Here is a 19,830-nt window from a genome sequence, read left to right as displayed (position 1 = left end):
CGGATCCAGCCATCACCGCCAACGGGGCCACTTCGGCATCCCGCGGCCCCTCCAGGTCTCGACGAGGCACGCGACCCAACGGACGGACGCGAAGAGCCCGTAGCCGGCCCCGGTGAGGCCCACGGCAACCACGAGCCAGCGCCCGATGCCGAGCCACAGGCTCCCGTCCACGTCGAGGGCCCACTGAGCGCCTGTGATGAGCCCAGCGATCCCCATCCAGAGCCCAGCGACGACCACGACCACCGGCAAGAGGGCGAGGCACATCGCAGCGGCAGCCGACCAGAGCTGTCGAGCCTCCAGCTTCGCCGTCGCGGCGATGATCCGCTCGGCGCGCTCGTTGGACGCGTCGAGGTTCGCCGTCATCGTGGCCGAGGCCTCCCCGGCGACCTGCTCGACGGCCTTCTCAACCCGTTCTTCGGAGCGCTTCTCGATCCGCTGCACGGCCCCGCCGACCTGGCTCACGAGCTTCTGGTTCGCCGCGGCCTGTGCCTTGAGTCCCTCAATCGCCGAGGCCGTAGCCGCGTGGTTCTTCTGCGCCTCGGCGACCAAACTCTGCGAGGCGGCGCTCAGCCGCTTCCCGTCGAGACTCTGCACGAACTCGCTGAGCGTGCTCTCGATCTCGCTCAGCCTGCTCTCGACGCTCTCGATCTGCGGTGACGTGCTGACGGACGGCTGCGAGGTCGACGCCCGGTCGATGCGCTTGCTCATCTCCTCGTCCATGACCTTCACGAGCCCCGCGAGCTTCTTCTGCTGCTCGGCCAGCCGGTCGAGCCGCGCGTTCTGTGCCTCGACGGCGGCGAGGATCGAGGTCAACGTCTCCATCGTCTCCGGACTGCCGAGCTGCTGCCGCTGCTCGTCCTGCGCGTTCTGCTGCTTCAGCCTGTCGAGCGCTGCGCTCATGGTCCTGCTCCTTCTGCTGCTGGTGATAGTCGAAGAACGCCTGCGCGCCCTCTGGGGTGAAGTCCGCCGAGAGGGCGCTGGTGCGCTTACGGCGCTCGGCGCGCCCGGACTCACCTCGGCGGTCCTCGATGTAGAGCGTCCACGTCTCCTTGCCGACGTTCTTGCCCCGCTTGCTCACGGCGGTGTGCAGGCGCATCCGCGGCACCTGCTTCCCGTCGTCGCCAAGCTGCTGGTTCTGCTCCGCGATCACCGATTCGAGACCGGCCTTGTCCATCGACCGGGGATTGGCCAGAGCGGCGCTCATCCGGTCGCCCATCTCCCGGTCGAGCGACCCCTCGGCGAAGTCCTCGCGGCGCAGCTCCCAGTCCTTCGGCGGGTGCTCCAGCCGCTTTACGACCGAGAGGCCGTGCTCGCGCATCAGCTCGTCGTTTGCCGACTGCACGCCCCGCTGGTTCCCTGCCTTGCGGTCGTGGAACGTGCGGTAGTCCGAGAGCGCCTTCCCGGTGCGGTTGTTGTGGTTGACGACCAAGATGTGGTTGTGCGGCTTGCGGCCACGTCCATCCACATGCGTCACCACGAGGCAGTCCGAGTCCGGGTGCATCCGCTTCGCCAGCAGGTAGCCCAGATCATTCACCCGCTGCACGTCCTCCGGGCTGTTCGGGTCGAACTCCTCGTCGCTGAACGACTGCCGGTAGTGCAGCGCCTCGACGCCGCGCTTCGTGTTTTGCGTGAGCGCGCGGGCGCGGGCCGAGAATGCGCCGGGGCCTCCCGGCACGTCGCACGTGACCGCGGCCCCGCGCTCGTCCTCCTTGCCTCGGATGTAGCGCTCCGTGTCTCCGACGCTCGTGCTCGGGCTGTAGTGCGTGGTGCTCATCACGCCGTCCGGTCCCCGAGCAGCGCCCGGACCTCGCGTAGCAACTCGATCAGCTCGGGCACCTCCGCCGACAGCGCCACCGCCTCACCGGCCCGCGCGCGGCGGTCCAGGTCGTTGACGTTGATCGCCAGCGGGCGCACCTGGGCGGCCAGCTCGCGGGCGTCCGCCGAGGCCTGCACGCGCAACTCGGCTCCGAGCAGGTGCGCGGCCACGGCGGCGTCCAGCTCCTCGCTCCGAGAGGCGTGGAGCGCATCGCGCACGACGGTCCGCACCCACGTGCTCGGAGCCAGCCCGAGCCGCGTCGCACGAGTGCGAAGCGCCCCGAGTGTGGCGTCATCGAAGCGGGTATCGAGCCGCCCGCCGCTGCCACGACGACGCTTCGCGCCGCCGTGACTCTGACGCACAGCCTCCGCATCAGCCCGACCGGTGTTCACCTGGGAGTCGGTCTGCTGCTCCACCTGTACGCCAGAGTGGCAAGCAGTAGGTATGTCGGACACATCGCTGACGCTCGTGTCCTCCATGCCTGCTTGCGAGGGGCCTCCGGCCCCCTCGACCCCCTGGAAGAGCGCGTCCAGTTCGGTGCTCATGCGGCACCTCCGATCAGTGCCAGCGGCACGTCCGGACTCCGCACGGCGAGCCCGCTCAGCAGCTCCGCGACCGCGCCGTCCGCGTCGTGGTCGGCCGAGGTCTCCGGACCGTAGGTCAGTTCCCGCGACCCGGCGTTCCGGTGGTACGCGTTCCCGTACATGCCGGGCGTGTGCGCGGCGGCCGGAACGCTGCACTGATGCCACTCGTAGGGCTCGATCCTTCCGATGTGCTGCACGAGGTAGCGGTTGATCTCGTCGGCACGGTAGACCTTCACGACCGAGGCCAGTCGGCGGATGAACTGGTCCAGCGCCTCGTCCACGTTGCCCTTCTGACGGGCGTAGTAGAAGAACTCGACGGGCTCGATCGTCGCCGTGATGACGATGAGACGCGGGGCCACCTCGCCCTTGTTCTTATAGCGCGCCTTCGCCGGGGAGGCGTTGTACGGATCGAGCAGCAGCAGCCAGTCGTTCGCGTCCATCGCCGAGGCGCGCAGATCGTCGAGCAGCAGCACTTCCTCCCCGCGCCAGTCATCGAGGGGGTTCCCCGTGGCGGCCCGGTAGACCTGCCACCGCTCGCCGTGGGCGTTCGCCGCGTTGATCGCCTCGGTGATGAAGTCCGTGGCGAACCGGGTCTTGCCGATACCGGCATCCCCGTGCACGAATACCACGTGCGTCGAGAACTCACCGGCGCGGAGCTTCGCCGCCGCCCGGTACGCACGGCGTTGACCGTAGGCGGACAGGGCATCGTCGATCTCCCGCTGATGCCGCGAGTAGATGTCGAACAGTTCATCGGTAAGCATGATCTGATCGCGCGTGATCTCGCCCTGGAGCACGCGCTCGCGCATGTCCTCGAAGTTCTCGGCGACGACCTTCTTCTTCACGTGGGCGCGACCCTTGAGCCACGTCTCCCGGCGCTGGGCGTCGATGCCGAGGTAGTCCGGCCCGCGCACCGTGGCGACCTCCGAAGACGCGTACTGGTGCTTGTCCGCGTACTTCACGTGCGTCAGGTACGAGAGCATGTTGTCGAAGGCGTACCGCCCGCGACCGGGCTTCTCGACGTACTGCGGTTCGACGCCGATGCCAAACGCGAGCCGATCCAGAGGCGCGCTCTTCGCGCGGCTGGCGAACTTGATCACCGCGTGCAGGTGATCCGGCTTCGGCTCGACCACGAGGGTCTTCTCGGTGTCGCTCCAGACCTCGCGCTCGTCCTTGTCGTGCACGATGCCGTAGGCCTCGACGACCTCACAGCCGATCGCCTCGAGCCGCTGCACCACGTAGGCGAGGATCGCCCCGGCTCCCTGCTGGAGCAGCGCGGCCCCGTTCGCGTCCTCGGCGGCCCAGGTCCAGTACGACGGATCGAGGTACTGCGTGAGCCCGATGCTCGTCGGGTTGTTCTCCTGCTTAGCCACGGCGACCACCGCCCAGGACGTCGGAAGGAGCGTGCGGCGCCTTAAATGACCCCCTATTGACCCCCAAATGATCCTGCGGGGTCACGCGGTGGAGCGAAGGCGAAACCGGCAGCTGACCAGGCATGTTGTTGCATGGCGCGGCAATCGACAAGCCCTTGCCGCGCCCGTAGGAACGGATGAGGCTTCCAGAACTCTTGGAGTGCGGAGCACGGATGAGGACGGGCATCACGACGACGGGCAGCCCGCCTCCGGCGGATGCCAGGCCAGGCCCATCGGTCGGGCTGGTCAGGTCAGCGGGAGCGGTGGCGCTGGTGCGTTCGGCGGCGTTCATCGGGCACCACCCTTGCGGTAACGCTTGATGACGGCCTGGTGCGTGACGCCGAGGGCGTCGCCGATCTTCGCCCAGGTCACCCCATCGGCGCGGGCGTCGGCGACGGCGATCTCGACGGACTCCTCCAGCACGGAGCGGAGCACGCCGAGGTCGTAGAGACGTGCCTCGGACTCGGCGAGGGAGGGGTCGCCCTGTCGCCAGCGGAAGCCGTTCACGTGGTCGAAGGCGGAGGAGTTGGCGCTCATCAGTGACCACCGCCCATCACGGCGGCGACCGCGGCGCGCTGTCGCGGGGTCAGGGGCGTGCGAGCCAGGCGTTCACCGGCCAGACGACCAGCAGCACGAGCGGCGGCGATGACGGGATCGAGGCCGTCTGCCTGCGGAGAAGGAGTGGAGCCCTGATCGAGGCCAGGGCGGTCGAGCGCGGATGCGCGGGGAACGTCGATAACGACAGACATCGGAAGTCCTCAGACATGAGTATCTTCCGGTTCCCCGCCACGGTAATTGGGCTGTTTGACCGGCTACTCATCCGGGAGCAGAACCCCGCGCTTCTAAGTCGCGGCCCCGGTGGGATCTTCTTGTCTGCAACCATTCTCCCACGAGTCGACTCACCATTGCAATGACGAGTCGACTCATGAGTCAGTCGCGACGCGGCTCTATACGAATGAGGTCGGGGTCGAACTTCACGTGACCGGGCGCGATGGGCTCGATGGTCACCGTCACCAGCTCGTCCACGAGCATCCGGCGGCGGTCCACGTCCAACGTCTTCCACTTCGCCTCGACCACCTCGCGGCGCTCCGCGGTGCCGACCGGCTCGTCCACGTCCGCGAGCAACTTCGCCGCCACCGACACCGAACGGTCGAGCAGCTCCGCGTCGATCTCATCGATGCGGGCCTTCACGTCGTTGATCGCCGCCGTGATCTCCAGGACCGGCTGATGGATGTCACGCAGCAGCGGGCTCAGCTCCTTCACCCGCTCGACCAGGGCGTTCCGCTCCGTCAGCAACTCCTCGTGATCTGGCCCATCGTCCTCCTGCGGCATCACGAGGTTGTGCACATCCACCGAGGACAAGCGGGTGAGCACCGCCTCGGTCACCATCGCATCGACGGGCTCGCGCTGGCGGGTGAGATGGAACTGCTCGCCGCAGCGATACGTCGGCTGCTTGCGGCTGTTCGTCCCAGAGACGAGCGTCGCCCCGCACTTGCCGCACAGGCCGATCGTGGACAGGAGGTACTTCGGCTGGTTACCCTGCCTCGCCGATCTCCGCACGTTGTCCTCCAGCTTCGACACCGCAGCCCGCCACGTCTGCTCACCGACGATGGGCGGGAACGCGTCGCCCTGCACCGGGTACAGCTCGCCCGACGCGTAGTGCTTGATGTAGCCAGCGTAGAGCGGGTTCGCCAGGAGGTAGCGCACGGCATCGACGGAGAACTCCGACCCGCGGGCGGTGAGATGACCGGCACCGTTCAGATCCTCGCGGATTCGCCGGATCGACAGCGACGGCTCGCCGAGGAACGCGGCGAAGGCCCGCCGGACGGCGTCGGCCTCCTCCGGGATCAGCTCGCCCTCTCGCGTCCACCCGAACGCCTTCCAGGCGCTCGTCGGGATGCCCTCGAAGCGTCGGCGCTCGTTCGACCTGATCTGACGCTCCGCCTTACGCCTGGCCTCGAACCGGGCCAGTGCCGCGAGCATCGTCGCTCGGAACTCACCGTCGGCCGTCGAGAGGTCGATCTCGCCGTCCACGGTGACGACCCGCAGCCCCAGGTCAATCAAGGTGTTGAGGTCCTTCGTGCTGCGCAGCAGCCGGTCCATGTCCACGGCGACCACCATCGAGAAGCGGCCCGCGCGGGCGTCGTCCAGCATCTCGGCCCAGCGGGTGCCAGCGCGGCGCTTCTTCGTCGCCGACACGGCGTTGTCCTCGTAGACCTCGACGACGTTCCAGTCCTTGGCCTCGGCCAGCGCCCTGATCTTCCTCAGCTGCGTATCGACCGTCCAGCGGTCGCCCTTGCGGTCCATGGAGGCGCGGACGTACGCGGCCACCTCGTTCGTCTTCCTCAGCGCTACCAGTTCGACCATGCAACCAAGCTTACGGAACGAGTGTCACAACCGCGACATGCTCTAGCGCATGTCGATGACGCCCGTGCCGATGTCGATGCGACTCGTCTTCGCACCCGCCGCAGCCAGCAGCGGGAACGGCGAGCCGAGCTGCCGCGCGAAGTGGTGCACGCGGAAGTAGGCGCCGTCAGCGCCCAGCTCCTCCGCTGCGACGGCGAGGTCGATGCTCTGCAGCAGGGCGTCGCCCGCGGTCTGTGTTTCGGAGTCGGGGTGAGGCGTCCAGTGCCCGAACGACAGGAAGCCGATGTTCTTGCGTGTACTCACTTGGTACTCCCTCGTGCAGCGACCGAACCGTCAGATGGTGAAGTCGTCGGCCGACGACGGGCCTGGCCCCATCGCATCCGTTGCCGAGTAGCCGACACCGACCGAGCTGTACGACGCGGTCACCAGGATCGGCATGTGGTCGGAGGTGCCCCGCGGCAGCGTCTCGACGTTGCCGATGCTGAGGCCCACCGACGTGGCCAGGTCGAAGTGGCCGCGGAAGAACTTGTACCGCGTGTAGGTGCGGCTGTCGCTGAGGCTCAGGTCGTAGCCCGACTCCTTGACGTGCTCGCTCAGGTGCCCCTTGAAGATCGGGTAGTTGTAGTCGCCCACCATGAGGGTGGGCAGGTTCGGGCCCAGCCGGTGCAACGCCTCATGCGCCGAGCTGATCTGGTTGCGGCGCAGCGAGTTCAGGGCCGTGAGCGGGGCGGCGTGGAACGACGCCACCACCAGCTCGCGGTCGTTGGCGAGGTCGACCAGGCGCGTGCCGATCAGCCGTTCATGCGCCGGCCGCAGCAGTCGGTCGTGCATCGACTTCTTCAGCGCGAAGGACTGCGTCTTCACGGCGGTGAAGCGGTCCTTGCGGTAGTAGACGGCCAGGCCCAGTCGGTTGCGGCTGGTGGAGTCGGCGAGGTGCAGCAGCCCCACCTCGGCGGGCAGCGCCTCGGTGTCGCACTCCTGCAGGCACAGAACGTCGGGCTCGAAGCCGTCCGCCAGCTCGACGAGTTCGCCGCTCGCCCGGTTCTTGCGGAGGTTGTAACTGATGACTTTCACGAGCACCCCTGTCCCAGATTCAACACCGACGCATCCACCCTACGTTCGGTTGGCGATTCCGGCAGCGGATGCGACGGGGCAGGTGCGGGCTCGGCCGAACCGGCGCAGACTGGGACCATGCCACGAGACGAGGACAAGTCCACCATCGACGAGCGGCTCACCGGGCAGCGCGACCCGAAGGATCCCGACGGCCTGCTCACCCTCGACGAGGCCGCCCAGCCCCACGACGAGATCCTCGCCGACATGCAGCGGTACGGGCACGCGGAGAGCGACACGCTCGAGCGGGAACGCGAACGGGAGTGGCGGGAGTCGTCCGACTCCTGATGTCACTCCTTGATGCCCTCGGGGACGGCGTCCTCCTTCTGCCACGGCCAGCGACCGGTAATCTCCAGCTCGAGGGAGAAGCTGAGGAACGTCCGGATCAGCACGATGCCGGCCAGGACGCCCACACTTTCGATGGTGGGCGTGATCGCCACCGTGCGGATGATGTCGGCGGCGACGAGGAGCTCCAGCCCGAGCAGGATGGAGCGGCCGAGGAGCCGCCGGTAGGGGCGATAGACGGCGCCCTTCTTGCCCAGCAGCCGAACGAGCGCGTAGACGCTGGCGACAACCACGCCGATCAGCACCGCGGCAACGCCCGACCCGTCGATGATGCGGCCAACGATTTCGATGATCTCCTGGAACGTCACCACCTCGTTATACGCCCGGAGTGCGAGCCTCGGGAGGCCCGAACCGGGGTCGCCCGACAGCGCCGCCCGGGCGCCGACACCTGAGAGAAAGGCAAGACATGACCGACACCGAGTACGACGTCATCATCATCGGAGCGGGCGCCGTGGGCGAGAACGTCGCCGACAATGTGGTACAGGGCGGATTGTCCGCGCTGCTCATCGAATCGGAGCTGGTCGGGGGTGCCTGCTCGTACTGGGCCTGCATGCCGTCCAAGGCGTTGCTGCGCAGCGGGGCCGCCGTGCGGGCGGCTCAGCGGGTCGAGGGCGCGAAAGAGGCGGTGACGGGGTCGACGGATGTCGACGCCACCTTGGCGCGGCGCGACACCTTCACGCACGACTGGGACGACGAGTCGCAGGTGAAGTGGGTGGCGGGCGCCGGCATCGACCTCCTGCGCGGCACGGCGCGCATCACCGGGGTCAAGCAGGTGACGGTGGACGGCACGGTCTACACCGCCCGCCATGCCGTCGCCGTGAGCACGGGGTCCGACCCGAGCCTCCCCGGCATCCCGGGCCTGGCCGACGTGAATCCGTGGCAGACGACCGACGCCACCAGTGCGCACGAGGTCCCGGCCAGCCTCGCCATCATCGGCGGCGGCGTCGCCGGCTGTGAGCTGGCCACCGCGTACGCGGGCTTCGGCACCAAGGTCACCGTCATCGCCCGCAGCGCGCTGTTGGAGAAGGACGAGCCGTTCGCCGGCGAGCTCGTGGCCGACGGGCTGCGCGCCCTCGGTGCCACGATCCTCCTCGGCGTCTCAGCCACGAAGGTGTCGCGTCCCGACACCGCGGTGGTGCTCGACCTCGACGACGGATCCACCGTCACCGCCGATGAGGTGCTGGTGGCCACCGGCCGCAAGCCCGGCACCGACGACCTGGGCCTCGAGAACATCGGCCTCAAGCCGGGCTCCTGGCTCGACGTCGACGACACGCTTCTGGTGAAGGGGTTCGATTGGCTGTACGGCGTGGGTGACGTGAACCACCGCGTGCTGCTCACCCACCAGGGCAAGTACCAGGCCCGCGCCGCGGGGGACGTCATCGTGGCCAGGGCGCTCGGCAAGCCCGTCGACGACGCCCCCTGGGGCACGCATGTGGCCACCGCCGACCACCAGGCGGTGCCGCAGGTGACGTTCACCGACCCGGAAGTGGCATCCATTGGCTTGACCGCCGATGCGGCGAAGAAGGCCGGCTACGAGACCCGCGTCGTCGACTTCGACCTTGGCTCGGTGGCCGGGGCGAGCCTGCAGGCCGACGGGTACACCGGCAAGGCGCGCATGGTCGTCGACGAGAAGCGGAAGGTGCTGCTCGGGGTGACGTTCGTCGGGCAGGACGTGGCCGAGATGTTGCAGGCGGCCACCATCGCCGTCGTCGGCGAGGTGCCCATCGACCGGCTGTGGCATGCCGTGCCCGCCTACCCCACGATGAGCGAGATCTGGCTGCGGCTGCTGGAGGGTTACGGGCGGCCGACGCCCGACGCGGCATGATGCATTTCGAACAGCACGGCATGGGCCGGCCGGTGCTGCTGCTCCACGGGCTGGGCTCGAGCCTGCGCACGTGGGACCTCGTGGTGCCGCACCTCGCGGCCGAGCGCGAGGTGATCGCGGTAGACCTGCCCGGGTTCGGGGCGACGCCGCCGCTGCAAGGCGCGGTGACGATCGCCGCGTTGACGGATGCCGTGGCCGCGTTCATCGCGGACCGCGCCCTCGGGGACGTCGACGTGGTCGGCAGCTCGCTCGGCGCCCGGGTCGCGCTGGAGCTTGCCGCGCGCGGTCATGGCGGAAACGTCGTGGCACTCGCCCCGCTGGGCTTCTGGAGCGACCGGCAGGCGAAGATCTTCAATGCCACCGTGGGCAACTCGATGAAGGCGATGCGGGCCGCGCATTCGCTGTTGTCACTGCTCGGCAACAACCCGATCGGGCGCAGCACGCTGCTCGCGCAGTTCTCGGCACGGCCGTGGGCGCTCGGTGAGGACTTCGTGCTCACCGAACTGCGCGGCTTTAAGACCTCGCCCAGCCTGAACGCGGCCCTCGATGCGCTCGTGAAGGGGCCGAAGCCGGAGGCCGGCACCGCGGCATCCGCTCGCCCGCCGGCCCGCATCACGCTCGGCTGGGGGCGGCAGGACAAGGTGGCGGTGCCGTCTGAGGCGGAGCGGGTCACCGATGTGTTCCCGCAGGCGCGCGTGCGCTGGTTCGAGGACTGCGGGCACTACCCGCAGTGGGACCAGCCGGAGGAGACGGTGAAGCTGATCCTCGACGCGTCCGGTTAGATCGCGCCGGCTGCGTGTGCGGGTTGAGGCCGGGTCGCGCAGGCGAGGAGTTCGAGGATGTGCTGGTATTCCTTGCCGGTCGCGCGAGTCATGCCAAGCTCGCAGGTGCGGTTGGTCGACGCGTACGCGGTGAATTCGCGCTCCCCGATCTCGGCCGCCTCTCGCGCGGTGGCCGAAGCCGTCAATTCCGGATGCAGCAGGCCCCGGTCGCCGGCGAACGCGCAACAGCCCCAATCGACGGGGACGTAGACCTCCTCCGCGATGGTCTCGGCGATAGACGTCATGCTCGCGTTCGTGCCCAACTGGGTGGACGAGCAGGTGTGGTGCAGCGCGATGGACGCGACCGGCGCGGTGACCGTCAGGTCGGCGAGCATCCGCTCGTGCACGAATTCGACCGCGTCGACGAATCGCAGTGCGGAATACTCCCCGGTGGTCGCGGCCTCGGCCAGGCGATGCATCGTGTCGAGGCCTTCTGTGCACGACGCCGCATCGCACACGATCGGCAGCGCTCCCTCGTTGCTCGCCTGCCAGAGCGCCGGCAAGACCCTCTCGGTCATCTCCCGGTAGCCGTTCGCGTATCCCTTTGATTTCCACGGCGTTCCGCAGCACATCGAACCGATGCCCTCGGGGACGACCACCGTCGTGCCGGCCCGCTCGCACAACTCGAGGAACGCATTCGTCACCCCGGAACCGCCGGCAGCCGGCCCGAACATCGTGCCGATGCACGCCGGGAAATACACGGCTTCCGGCGCGGCGTTCTCCACCCCCGTCGTCTGCGCGCGGCGCTTCGTCCCGCCCTTGGGCAGTCCGCCGTCGTACAGGGGCACGTCATCCGTCCCGATCACGGCTCGCGCGAACCCGGTCGCCGTGGTCACCAGCCGCTCCGGCATCGCATCCGCCAGGCTGAGCGCCGTCCCTCCGGCCCGGGTCACGGCATCCCAGTGCCGGCCCGCCAACGTCCAGCCGGCCTGCGCGAGCATGCCCGCGTTCTCCGTGCGCAGCCGCCGGGTGAGGTCGCCGGTGTTGATGTTCACCGGGCACGCGACCTGGCACATGCCGTCGACAGCGCACGTGTCGGTGCCGCCGTAGTCGTAGTCCTCGCGCAGCTCCTCGAGCAGCGCGGTATCGCCGGCCGCCTCTGCCGTGCGCATCTCGCGCCGGATCACGATCCGCTGCCGGGGAGTCGTCGTGACGTCCTTCGACGGACACGCCGGCTCGCAGTACCCGCACTCGACGCAGCGATCGACCTCCGCTTCCACCGTCGGCACCGCCTTGATGTCGCGCAGGTACGAGGTCGGGTCGTCCGAGAGCACTGTTCCGGGGTTCAGGATGCCGGCAGGGTCGAACAGCCGCTTGATCTCCCTCATCACCGCATACAGTTCGTCACCGTACTGCCGGCGCACGAACGGCGCCATGATCCGCCCGGTGCCGTGCTCGGCCTTGAGCGACCCGCCATGGGACAGCACGAGCGCGACCATGTCTTCGGTGAAGCGCTGGTAACGGTCAAGACCGCCCTCGCCGGATGCCGTCGGGTCACCGGCCTGCTCGAACCGCTCGTTCAGCATGAAGTGGATGTTGCCGTCCTTGGCATGGCCGAAGATGACGCTCTCCTCGTAGCCGTGCTTCTCGAACAGCTCGATCAACGTCTCACAGGTGCCCAGCAGGGCGGGCACCGGCACGACGATGTCTTCCAGCAGGGCCGTCGTGCCCGACGGTCGTGCTTCCGCGACGGCGGTGTACAGGCCCTTGCGGATGCGCCACAGGTCGGCGCGTCGTACCGGCTCGGTCGTCATCACGACCGGCGCCACCAGGTTGAGCGTGCCGAAAACCGCCTCACCCTCCGCCTGCTTCTGCCGGAGGTCCGCCGCCGAGCCGGCCTGGTATTCGACGAGCAACGCGGCGTGCGTCGAGACCTGGAGCGCGGCAAGCTCCGGGGGCACCCCGGCTTGTGCGTGCGCGACCTTCAGCGACGCGGCGTCCATCAGCTCGATCGTGGCGAAGCCGGCGGCGACAAGCGAGGGAAGGGCCGCGGCCGCGCTGCTCAAGTCGGGGAAGATGGCGAGCCCGGTCGCCGCGAACGGCAGCACCGGGACGGTCCGGAACACCGTGTCCGCCACGAATCCGAGCGTGCCTTCGCTGCCGATGACGAGGTGCGCGAGGAGGTCCACCGGCCGCTCGAAGTCAAGGAACGCGTTGACGCCGTACCCCATCGTGTTCTTCATCGAGAACTGGCGCCGGATGACATCGACCGAATCCGGGTTGCCCCGAACCCGGTCGCGCAGCGCCTCCAGCCCGGCATACAGTTCTGGCTCACGCTCGAGGAGCCGGTCATCCGCGTCGTCGGACCCCGTGTCGACAACGGTGCCGCTGGCCAGCACGACCACCATCGACTCGATGGTGCGATAGGTGTTCTGCTCCGTGCCGCACGCCATGCCGCTGGAGTTGTTGGCGACCACTCCCCCGATCGTGCAGGCGATCTCGCTCGCCGGGTCCGGGCCGAGCTTGCGCGCATGGCGAGCGAGCCTGGCGTTCACCTGGCGCACCGTCGCGCCCGGCTGCACCTGCACCCGCGCACCGTCGTCCAGCACACGGATGCCACGGAACGAGCGCCGGGTGTCCACCAGCATCCCGTTCGTCACCCCCTGACCGCTCAGGCTCGTGCCCCCGGACCGGAAGGTCAACGGCAGACCCCCGTCGCGGCTCGCTTGGAACAACTGCGCGATCTCATCGACGCCCCGAGGCGCCGCGACCGACTGCGGCACGAGAAGGTAGTGCGACGCGTCATGCGCCATGGCGAACCGGTCGAACGCCCGCTCGCTCACGGCGGGCCCGCCCGGCGTTGCTCCCTGGCCGCTCGGGAACGCTGACGCCGGGACGGCCGCACGGGCGGCGGCGTCCGCGGGCGACGGCCCGATGCGTCGGGCGCTCACGACCTCGCGCCCAATCCTCGGTGCACGGCGGTGTAGGTGCTGCGCAGCGCCGCCATCGACACCTCGTACGACGCCTGCGCCACCCCGATGAACAGGCAGTCGACGACCATGAGTTGCGCAATACGGCTGCCGAGCGCGCCGGAACGGAACCGGGTCTCGCGCGCGGCTGTGGTCAATACGACATCAGCGGTGTCCGCCAGTGCTGACTCGCTGAAGTTCGTGATGGCGATCGTCGCCGCACCGGCCCCGCCGGCGATGGCGAGGAATTCCCCCGTGTCGATCGTCGATCCCGAGTGCGAGATGGCGATCGCGACGCAGGACTCGTCGAGCGTCGCTGCCGAGGTCCACGCCGAGTGCGAGTCCGGCCAGTTCAGCGCCGTGCGACCGATCCGGGAGAGCTTCTGCTGCAGGTCCAATCCCACGAAGGAACTCGCCCCCACTCCGAAGATGTCCACGCGCCGCGCCGAGAGCACGAGCCCGATCGCGCGAGCGAGCTCTTTCGTGTCGAGCATCTTGGCGGTATCGGCGATCGACAGGGTCTCGTTGAGCGCGACTTTCGCAACGATGTCGTCGACCGTGTCATCGCGATTCACGTCGCCGGAAAGCGATGGAAGGTTGGGGTTCTCCAGCTTCTCCCGCATGGCTTCCCGGGTGAGGTCGGTGCGCAGGTCCTGGTAGCGCGCGTAGCCGATGCGCTTGTAGAACCGCACCACCGAGGTGGTGGACGTGCCGCATTCGGTGGCGATCTCCGCGATGGAGAGGCCGGCAGCACCGGCCGGGTCGTCGAGGAAGACCCGGGCGATCCGCTTCTCGGACGGCCGCAGGGCCGGCAGCGCGGCGCGGATGCGCACCAGGACCGTCCGGGAGTCCGGCCGTCCCTCAGATTCGTCGCTCACGCTCATCCTTCCTCAAGATAACGATACGGGAAACAAAGTTACCTGCGATCGATGTTTAGTGTACTTTTGTGACCTAACCGGTCTGGATCAAAGATGCTCGTCGCACCCCGGCACCACGCATCGCTTGCATCCTCGTCACAGAATCGCCCGTTACAAAGGAGAAACGCATGTCACAAGGATCTCGCACCACGCGTGGTGCGCTCGCGGCGATGGGAGTGCTCGCAGCCGTCTCACTGGCCCTCACGGGCTGCTCCCCGTCTGGCACCCCCGCACCGTCGGGCAGCGCGGCCGCCGACGGCGGAAAGCTCGTCATCGGCGTCACGTCCGACCCCGACACCCTCTTCCCCTGGAAGGCCACGCAGTTCCAGGCGGTGCACGTGCTCGAGAACGTGTACGGCACCCTCACGGAGTTCGACAAGGACCTGAACGTCGTGCCCGGCCTCGCCGAATCGTGGGAGGTCTCCGATGACGGGCTGACCGTCACGTTCAAGCTCCGCTCGGGCGTCACCTTCGAAGACGGCAGCAGCTTCGGTTCGGAGGACGTGAAGTCGTCGTTCGACAAGATCATGGACGAGGCCACCGCCGCCGTCTCCGCCGCGTCGCTCGCGTCGGTCACCAAGGTGGAGGCCCCGGATGAGCACACCGTCGTGCTGACCCTCTCCGCGCCGGATGCCGCATTGCCGGCGAATCTCGCGGTGCTCGGTACGGCGATCCTGTCCTCGGACGACACCGAGCAGGCGCTGAACACCGAGCCCAACGGCACCGGGCCGTTCTCGTTCAAGGACCGGGTGGCGAGCCAGTCCCTGACGCTGGTCAAGAACGAGAACTACTGGGGCGACGGCCCGAAGCTCGACAGCATTGAGTTCCGCGTGATCCCGGACGAGTCCTCCATCGTCGCGGCCATGCAGTCCGGCAACGTGCAGTTCGCGGTCTTCGATGACCCGCTGGTGGCGAAGACCGCGGCCGGTGGGAACATCACGGTCTCGAACACACCCCAGCTGAGCTACCACGCCCTGCAGCTGAACGCCCGCAAGGGGGCCCTGACCGATGTGAACGTGCGGCTGGCCATCCAGTGCGCGATCGACCGCCAGCAGGTCCTCGACACCGCGGCCCTCGGCGAGGGCGAGGTCACCGGCCCGATCACGTCGCCCGCGTTCAAGTCCGACCCGAGTGCACGACCGTGCCCCGACCGGGATCTCGACAAGGCGAAGGAATACCTGGCCAAGGCCGGAAAGAGCGACGGCGTCACCGTGCACGCCATCGTCTCCCAGGGCGAGTACGCCACGAGTGTGAACGAGGCCCAGAACGTCAAGTCGCAGCTCGCGGAAGCCGGCATCAACCTCGACATCGAGGTCCTGGAGTCGGGAGCCTACGTGGACCGCTGGATCGCGGCCGACTTCGAAGCGGCCATCGCCCTGAACGGCGGCCGGCCCGACCCCGACGGCATGTACGGCCGCTACTTCACCAGCACCGGCAACCTGAACAAGGTCGCCGGGTACAGCTCCCCCGAGCTGGACAAACTGTTCGCGGAGGGCAAGGCCACGTCCGACCCCGCCGCGCGCAAGGCGATCTACGACAAGGTCTCCCTGGAGCTGGAGAACAACGCCGCCTGGATCTGGATGTTCACCAGCTACACCTACACGGCGACCACCTCGTCAGTGCAGGGCTTCACCCCGATGGCGAACGGTTCGCTGCAGTACCTCCGCACCACGACCGTCAAATAACGAACGAACGGTGGGATGCCGGTCGCGCCAGCGCCGGCATCCCCCTGTTCGCAGGGAACTGCTATGACCTTTCGAACCATCGCGCACAACGCCGTCGTGCGGCGGATCGCCGGAGCGCTGGTGACCCTCCTCGGCGTCGCCGTATTCGTCTTCATCATGCTTCGCGCCATCCCCGGCAACCAGATCACCGCGGGCCTCGGCACGGAGGCCGCTGCCCTCACGCCCGCACAGCAGGCGGCACTGGAGAGGTACTACGGCCTGGACCAGCCGCTGTTCATCCAGTTCTTCTCCTGGCTCGGCAACATCTTCACCGGCAACCTGGGCTTCTCCTCCCGCGCCCAGGAGAGCGTGCTCAACCTCACGGCGCACTCCCTGCCGGTCACCTTCGAACTCGCGGTCCTCTCGATCGTGCTCGCCCTGGTGATCGGCATTCCTCTCGGAATGCTGTCCGCGTCCCGTCCGGACTCTCCCCGGGATGCGTTCGGCCAGTTCGTCGGGCTCGCCGGTCTCTCGATACCCGCCTTCCTCCTCGCCACGACCCTCCTGTCGGTGCTCGCCTCCTCCATCGGCTTCAACCCCAACGGCCAGGGCCACGCGTCGCTGTTCGAGAATCCCGCGCTGAACCTGCAGCAGATGCTCCTGCCCGCGCTCGTGCTCGGCTTCGGCATCGCAGCGCCGATCATGCGCACGACCAGGACCGCGGTGCTTGAGGTGCGCTCCGACGACTTCATCCGAACCGCCCGGGCGAAGGGCGTCCCTCCGCGGAGGTTGCAGGCGCGGCACGTCCTCCGCAATGCGCTCGTGCCGATCGTCACCATGACGGGCCTGCAGTTCGGCTACCTGCTCGGCGGCGCTGTCGTGGTCGAGCAGATCTTCTCCATCCCGGGAATCGGCCGGCAGGTGCTGCTCGGGCTGCAACAGAAGGAGTACGCGCTCGTGCAGAGCACCGTCCTGGTGATCGCGTTGTCGTTCGTGATCGTCAACCTTCTCACCGACCTGCTCTACCGCGTCATCGACCCGAGAGTCCGAGCCTCATGAGCGAAGTCACCCAGGCCGTCAGCCTGCCGCCGAGCACCGGCAAGATCGGTCACCGTTTCCGGGCGCTGCTGCGCAGCCCGAGTGGCCTGACCGGCGCCATCCTCATCGCGGTCCTGCTGGTCCTCACCGTCCTGTCGTTCCTCGACCTACTGCCGTACGGCCCGCTGCACCAGGACCCGCCGTCCCGGCTGCTCGCCCCGAGCGCGGACCACCTGTTCGGCACCGACCAGTTCGGCCGGGACGTGTTCTCCCGCGTGGCCGCCGGCGTCGCCAACTCAGCGTTGATCTCCATCGTCGCCGTGGCTTTCGCGACAGTGATCGGCACCTTCGCCGGCCTCGTCGCCGGGTTCTTCCGCGGGGTGTCCGACGGGGTGATCGGCGGCGTGACGAACGTTCTGTTCGCCTTCCCGCCGCTGCTGCTCGCGCTGGCCCTCGTCTCGGTCTTCGACCGGAACTGGCTGACGATCGCCATCGCGATCGCCATCGTCTACATCCCGATCTTCATCCGCGTCACCCGCGGGCCGGTGCTTTCGCTTCGCGAGATCGAGTACGTCAAGGCGGCCACGAGCACCGGGCAGAGCCGCATGATGGTCATGTTCAAGCATGTACTGCCGAACATCACCTCGATCATCATCATCCAGGTCACCCTGTCGCTGTCCTGGGCGGTTCTCACCGAAGCCTCACTGAGCTTCCTCGGCCTCGGCACGCCGCCGCCTGCCCCGTCGCTCGGCTCGATGATCTTCGAAGCCCGCTCACTCGTCCACGTCGCCCCATGGACCATGGTCTTCCCCGGCCTCGTGGTCGTGGCCCTCGTGGTCGGGTTGAACCTGCTCGGCGACGGCCTGCGCGACGTCCTTGATCCACGAAACCGAGGCAAACGATGAGCCTGACCGACAACGACGCCGAGCGTCTGACCGAACTCTCCACCGAGGCCGCCGACCCGCGGTTCGCCGAGATCGACCGGATGCCAGTGGCCGACCTGGCCGCGATGATGAACGAGGTCGATGCCAGTGTGCCGGCCGCGGTCGCCCGGGAACTCCCCCGCATCACCGCCGCCATCGAGGCGGCCACCGCACGCATGAAGTCCGGCGGCCGGCTCGTCTACGTGGGCGCGGGCACGCCCGGGCGAATCGGCGTCCTCGACGCCTCCGAATGCCCGCCCACCTTCAGCACCCCGCCGGAGCAGGTGTTCGCGATCATCGCCGGTGGGCCCGGAGCCGTCGTCTCTCCCATCGAAGGCGCCGAGGACGACCCGCAAGCCGGCGCATCCGCCATCGACGACGCTGCCATCGGACCACTCGACACGGTCATCGGAATCGCCTCCAGCGGCCGGACGCCGTACGTCGTCGCGGCGGTCCGACGGGCTCGCGAACGCGGCGCCCTCACCGTCGGGCTCTCCTGCAACCCGGACACCCTGCTCAGCGCCGCCGCGGAATACGGCATCGAAGTGCTGGTCGGTCCCGAGCTGATCAGCGGCTCCACCCGTCTCAAGGCGGGCACGGCGCAAAAACTCGTCCTCAACATGTTCTCGACCATCATCATGGTGCAGCTCGGCAAGACCTACGGCAACCTGATGGTCGACGTGAAGGCCACCAACGTGAAACTCCGCGAACGGGCGATCCGCATCGTGCGCAGCATCACCAACACCGACCGGGAGGGCGCGCTCACCGCCCTGCGGTCGGCCGGGTTCAACGTCAAGCGCGCCGTCCTGGCGCTCCGCCTGGGGCTCAGCGACGCGGACGCCCGCGCCGCACTCGACGAAGCCGACGGCAGCCTGCGCGCCGCACTGGAGGAACAACGATGAAGGTCCTCGGCATGATCTCCGGCACCTCGCACGATGGGATCGACACCGCGGTCGTCGACTTCCGCCTCGAGGACGGAGCCCTGTTCGGCACCGTCGAACACGGCGGCAGCATCCCTTACCCGCCCGAGCTGCGCTCCCGGCTGGTCGCCGCGCTCCCGCCGTCGCAGACGACGCTCGCCGAGGTCTGCGAGCTGGACACCCTGATCGGCCAGGCTTTCGCCGAGGCGGCCGCCGCCGCGATCGCACAGACCGGAGGCGTGGACCTGGTCGCCTCGCACGGCCAGACCGTGTTCCACTGGGTCGACGGCGGTCACGCCCTGGGCACCCTGCAGATCGGCCAGCCGGCGTGGATCGCAGAACGCACGGGTGCCCCGGTGGTCTCCGACATCCGCATCCGCGACATCACAGCCGGCGGGCACGGCGCCCCACTGGTCTCCTACCTCGACGTGCTCCTGCTCGCCGGCCTGCCCGGAGTCCCTGCCGCGCTCAACCTCGGCGGCATCGCGAACATGACCGTCGTCCGGGCCGCGACCGACACCTACGCGTACGACATCGGTCCGGCCAATGCGCTCATCGACTCGGTGGTGGTGCAGTCCGGCGCCAACGAACTCGGCTATGACCGCGACGGCGCGATCGCCGCATCCGGACGCGTCGACCGGAAGCTGCTCGACGACCTGCTCGACGACCCGTACTACCGGCTCCCCGCTCCCAAGAGCACGGGCAAGGAACACTTCCACGGCACGTACATCGCCGACGCGATCGCCCGGTGCGGCACCGCGCCCACCACGGCGGACCTCATCGCGACCCTCACCGAGCTCACCGTGCAGACCGTCGCCCGGGACGTCCGGTCCGCCGGCATCGACCGTCTCGTCGTCTCCGGTGGCGGATGCCGCAACCCGGTGATCCTCGGCGGCCTGCGTTCCGCGCTGCCGGGCGTGCGACTGCTGCCGTCGGACGATTTCGGCGCCCCCGCAGATGACAAGGAAGCCATCGCCTTCGCCCTGATTGGCTGGTGCACGGCGCACGGCGTCCCCGCCACCATCCCGTCCGCGACGGGCGCACGCGAGGCACGGGTGCTCGGCACCCTCACGCCCGGCGCCGCGCCTCTCGTGCTGCCGGAGCCGGTGGCCGAACCGCTGACATCGCTCACCCTGACATCCGCCATGGCGCTGAACCGCCCGGCCTCGGGAAGCTGACGAT

At 68.5% G+C, this 19,830-nt stretch carries 18 protein-coding genes and 2 pseudogenes; 8 read left to right on the top strand and 12 right to left on the bottom strand.

The window, feature by feature from the left end:
• Positions 1-12: 12 nt before the first annotated feature.
• The 9 genes and pseudogenes from EEJ31_RS14280 to EEJ31_RS04495 form a co-directional block, all read right to left on the bottom strand.
• The gene (locus tag EEJ31_RS14280) at positions 13-900 is read right to left on the bottom strand and encodes a GumC domain-containing protein (protein ID WP_407643200.1); all 888 of its coding nucleotides are present in this window, start codon (positions 898-900) and stop codon (positions 13-15) included.
• Positions 901-1,312: 412 nt separating this feature from the next.
• Positions 1,313-1,774 (bottom strand): annotated as a pseudogene (locus EEJ31_RS14275) (relaxase/mobilization nuclease domain-containing protein); the annotation flags it as partial.
• Complete coding sequence (locus tag EEJ31_RS04530) at positions 1,774-2,361, bottom strand: hypothetical protein (protein ID WP_123045104.1); 588 nt, start codon at positions 2,359-2,361, stop codon at positions 1,774-1,776. The pseudogene EEJ31_RS14275 and the gene EEJ31_RS04530, both read right to left, overlap by 1 nt.
• Positions 2,358-3,779, bottom strand: a complete 1,422-nt coding sequence (locus EEJ31_RS04525) for a Rep family protein (protein WP_123045103.1) — start codon at positions 3,777-3,779, stop codon at positions 2,358-2,360. Before EEJ31_RS04525 ends, EEJ31_RS04530 begins: the two co-directional genes overlap by 4 nt.
• A 318-nt stretch (positions 3,780-4,097) precedes the next feature.
• Positions 4,098-4,346: a helix-turn-helix domain-containing protein gene (locus tag EEJ31_RS04515; protein WP_123045102.1), complete on the bottom strand. Its 249-nt coding sequence runs from the start codon at positions 4,344-4,346 to the stop codon at positions 4,098-4,100.
• Positions 4,346-4,558, bottom strand: coding sequence for a hypothetical protein (locus EEJ31_RS04510; RefSeq protein ID WP_003780572.1), 213 nt, complete (start codon positions 4,556-4,558; stop codon positions 4,346-4,348). The genes EEJ31_RS04515 and EEJ31_RS04510 overlap by 1 nt, the downstream gene beginning before the upstream one ends.
• Before the next feature lie 181 nt (positions 4,559-4,739).
• Positions 4,740-6,176 carry a recombinase family protein gene (locus EEJ31_RS04505; protein ID WP_123045101.1) on the bottom strand — a complete coding sequence of 479 codons (1,437 nt, stop codon included), beginning with the start codon at positions 6,174-6,176 and terminating at the stop codon, positions 4,740-4,742.
• Positions 6,177-6,221: 45 nt separating this feature from the next.
• Positions 6,222-6,479 (bottom strand): annotated as a pseudogene (locus EEJ31_RS04500) (LLM class flavin-dependent oxidoreductase); the annotation flags it as partial.
• A 30-nt stretch (positions 6,480-6,509) separates the two neighbouring features.
• Positions 6,510-7,250 (bottom strand): endonuclease/exonuclease/phosphatase family protein, encoded by a 741-nt coding sequence (locus EEJ31_RS04495; protein WP_123045183.1) that lies wholly within the window; start codon positions 7,248-7,250, stop codon positions 6,510-6,512.
• Between the two features lie 117 nt (positions 7,251-7,367).
• Here EEJ31_RS04495 and EEJ31_RS04490 point away from each other — a divergent pair, with 117 nt between their 5' ends.
• Positions 7,368-7,574, top strand: a complete 207-nt coding sequence (locus EEJ31_RS04490) for a hypothetical protein (protein ID WP_123045100.1) — start codon at positions 7,368-7,370, stop codon at positions 7,572-7,574.
• A 2-nt stretch (positions 7,575-7,576) separates the two neighbouring features.
• On the opposite strand, the gene EEJ31_RS04485 is transcribed toward EEJ31_RS04490, so the two are convergent.
• Complete coding sequence (locus tag EEJ31_RS04485; RefSeq protein WP_123045182.1) at positions 7,577-7,939, bottom strand: DUF1622 domain-containing protein; 363 nt, start codon at positions 7,937-7,939, stop codon at positions 7,577-7,579.
• Positions 7,940-8,037: 98 nt separating this feature from the next.
• Between EEJ31_RS04485 and EEJ31_RS04480 the strand changes: the two genes are divergently transcribed.
• Both EEJ31_RS04480 and EEJ31_RS04475 read left to right on the top strand, forming a co-directional pair.
• Positions 8,038-9,456, top strand: coding sequence for a dihydrolipoyl dehydrogenase family protein (locus EEJ31_RS04480; RefSeq protein WP_123045099.1), 1,419 nt, complete (start codon positions 8,038-8,040; stop codon positions 9,454-9,456).
• Entirely contained in the window at positions 9,453-10,238 is a 786-nt protein-coding gene (locus tag EEJ31_RS04475; protein ID WP_233563726.1) for an alpha/beta fold hydrolase, read from the top strand. Before EEJ31_RS04480 ends, EEJ31_RS04475 begins: the two co-directional genes overlap by 4 nt.
• On the opposite strand, the gene EEJ31_RS04470 is transcribed toward EEJ31_RS04475, so the two are convergent.
• Positions 10,235-13,030 carry an FAD-binding and (Fe-S)-binding domain-containing protein gene (locus EEJ31_RS04470; RefSeq protein ID WP_123045180.1) on the bottom strand — a complete coding sequence of 932 codons (2,796 nt, stop codon included), beginning with the start codon at positions 13,028-13,030 and terminating at the stop codon, positions 10,235-10,237. The genes EEJ31_RS04475 and EEJ31_RS04470 overlap by 4 nt on opposite strands.
• A 134-nt stretch (positions 13,031-13,164) precedes the next feature.
• On the bottom strand, positions 13,165-14,064 hold the full coding sequence (locus EEJ31_RS04465; protein ID WP_233563725.1) for a MurR/RpiR family transcriptional regulator: 900 nt from the start codon (positions 14,062-14,064) through the stop codon (positions 13,165-13,167).
• 167 nt (positions 14,065-14,231) lie between these two features.
• Here EEJ31_RS04465 and EEJ31_RS04460 point away from each other — a divergent pair, with 167 nt between their 5' ends.
• The 5 genes from EEJ31_RS04460 to EEJ31_RS04440 all read left to right on the top strand — a co-directional run bounded on the left by EEJ31_RS04460 (position 14,232) and on the right by EEJ31_RS04440 (position 19,826).
• Complete coding sequence (locus tag EEJ31_RS04460) at positions 14,232-15,788, top strand: ABC transporter substrate-binding protein (protein ID WP_123045097.1); 1,557 nt, start codon at positions 14,232-14,234, stop codon at positions 15,786-15,788.
• Positions 15,789-15,851: 63 nt separating this feature from the next.
• Positions 15,852-16,826: an ABC transporter permease gene (locus EEJ31_RS04455; RefSeq protein ID WP_123045096.1), complete on the top strand. Its 975-nt coding sequence runs from the start codon at positions 15,852-15,854 to the stop codon at positions 16,824-16,826.
• Positions 16,823-17,710 carry an ABC transporter permease gene (locus EEJ31_RS04450; protein WP_123045095.1) on the top strand — a complete coding sequence of 296 codons (888 nt, stop codon included), beginning with the start codon at positions 16,823-16,825 and terminating at the stop codon, positions 17,708-17,710. The genes EEJ31_RS04455 and EEJ31_RS04450 overlap by 4 nt, the downstream gene beginning before the upstream one ends.
• Positions 17,707-18,630: an N-acetylmuramic acid 6-phosphate etherase gene (murQ, locus tag EEJ31_RS04445; protein ID WP_123045094.1), complete on the top strand. Its 924-nt coding sequence runs from the start codon at positions 17,707-17,709 to the stop codon at positions 18,628-18,630. The genes EEJ31_RS04450 and murQ overlap by 4 nt, the downstream gene beginning before the upstream one ends.
• Positions 18,627-19,826, top strand: a complete 1,200-nt coding sequence (locus EEJ31_RS04440) for an anhydro-N-acetylmuramic acid kinase (protein WP_123045093.1) — start codon at positions 18,627-18,629, stop codon at positions 19,824-19,826. Before murQ ends, EEJ31_RS04440 begins: the two co-directional genes overlap by 4 nt.
• Positions 19,827-19,830 lie beyond the last annotated feature (4 nt).

This window comes from Cryobacterium tepidiphilum (assembly GCF_003716325.1).
Classification (GTDB): Bacteria; Actinomycetota; Actinomycetes; order Actinomycetales; family Microbacteriaceae; genus Cryobacterium; species Cryobacterium tepidiphilum.
The sequence above is the reverse complement of the archived record's forward strand: the minus strand, read 5'-3'. Positions and strand labels throughout refer to the sequence as shown.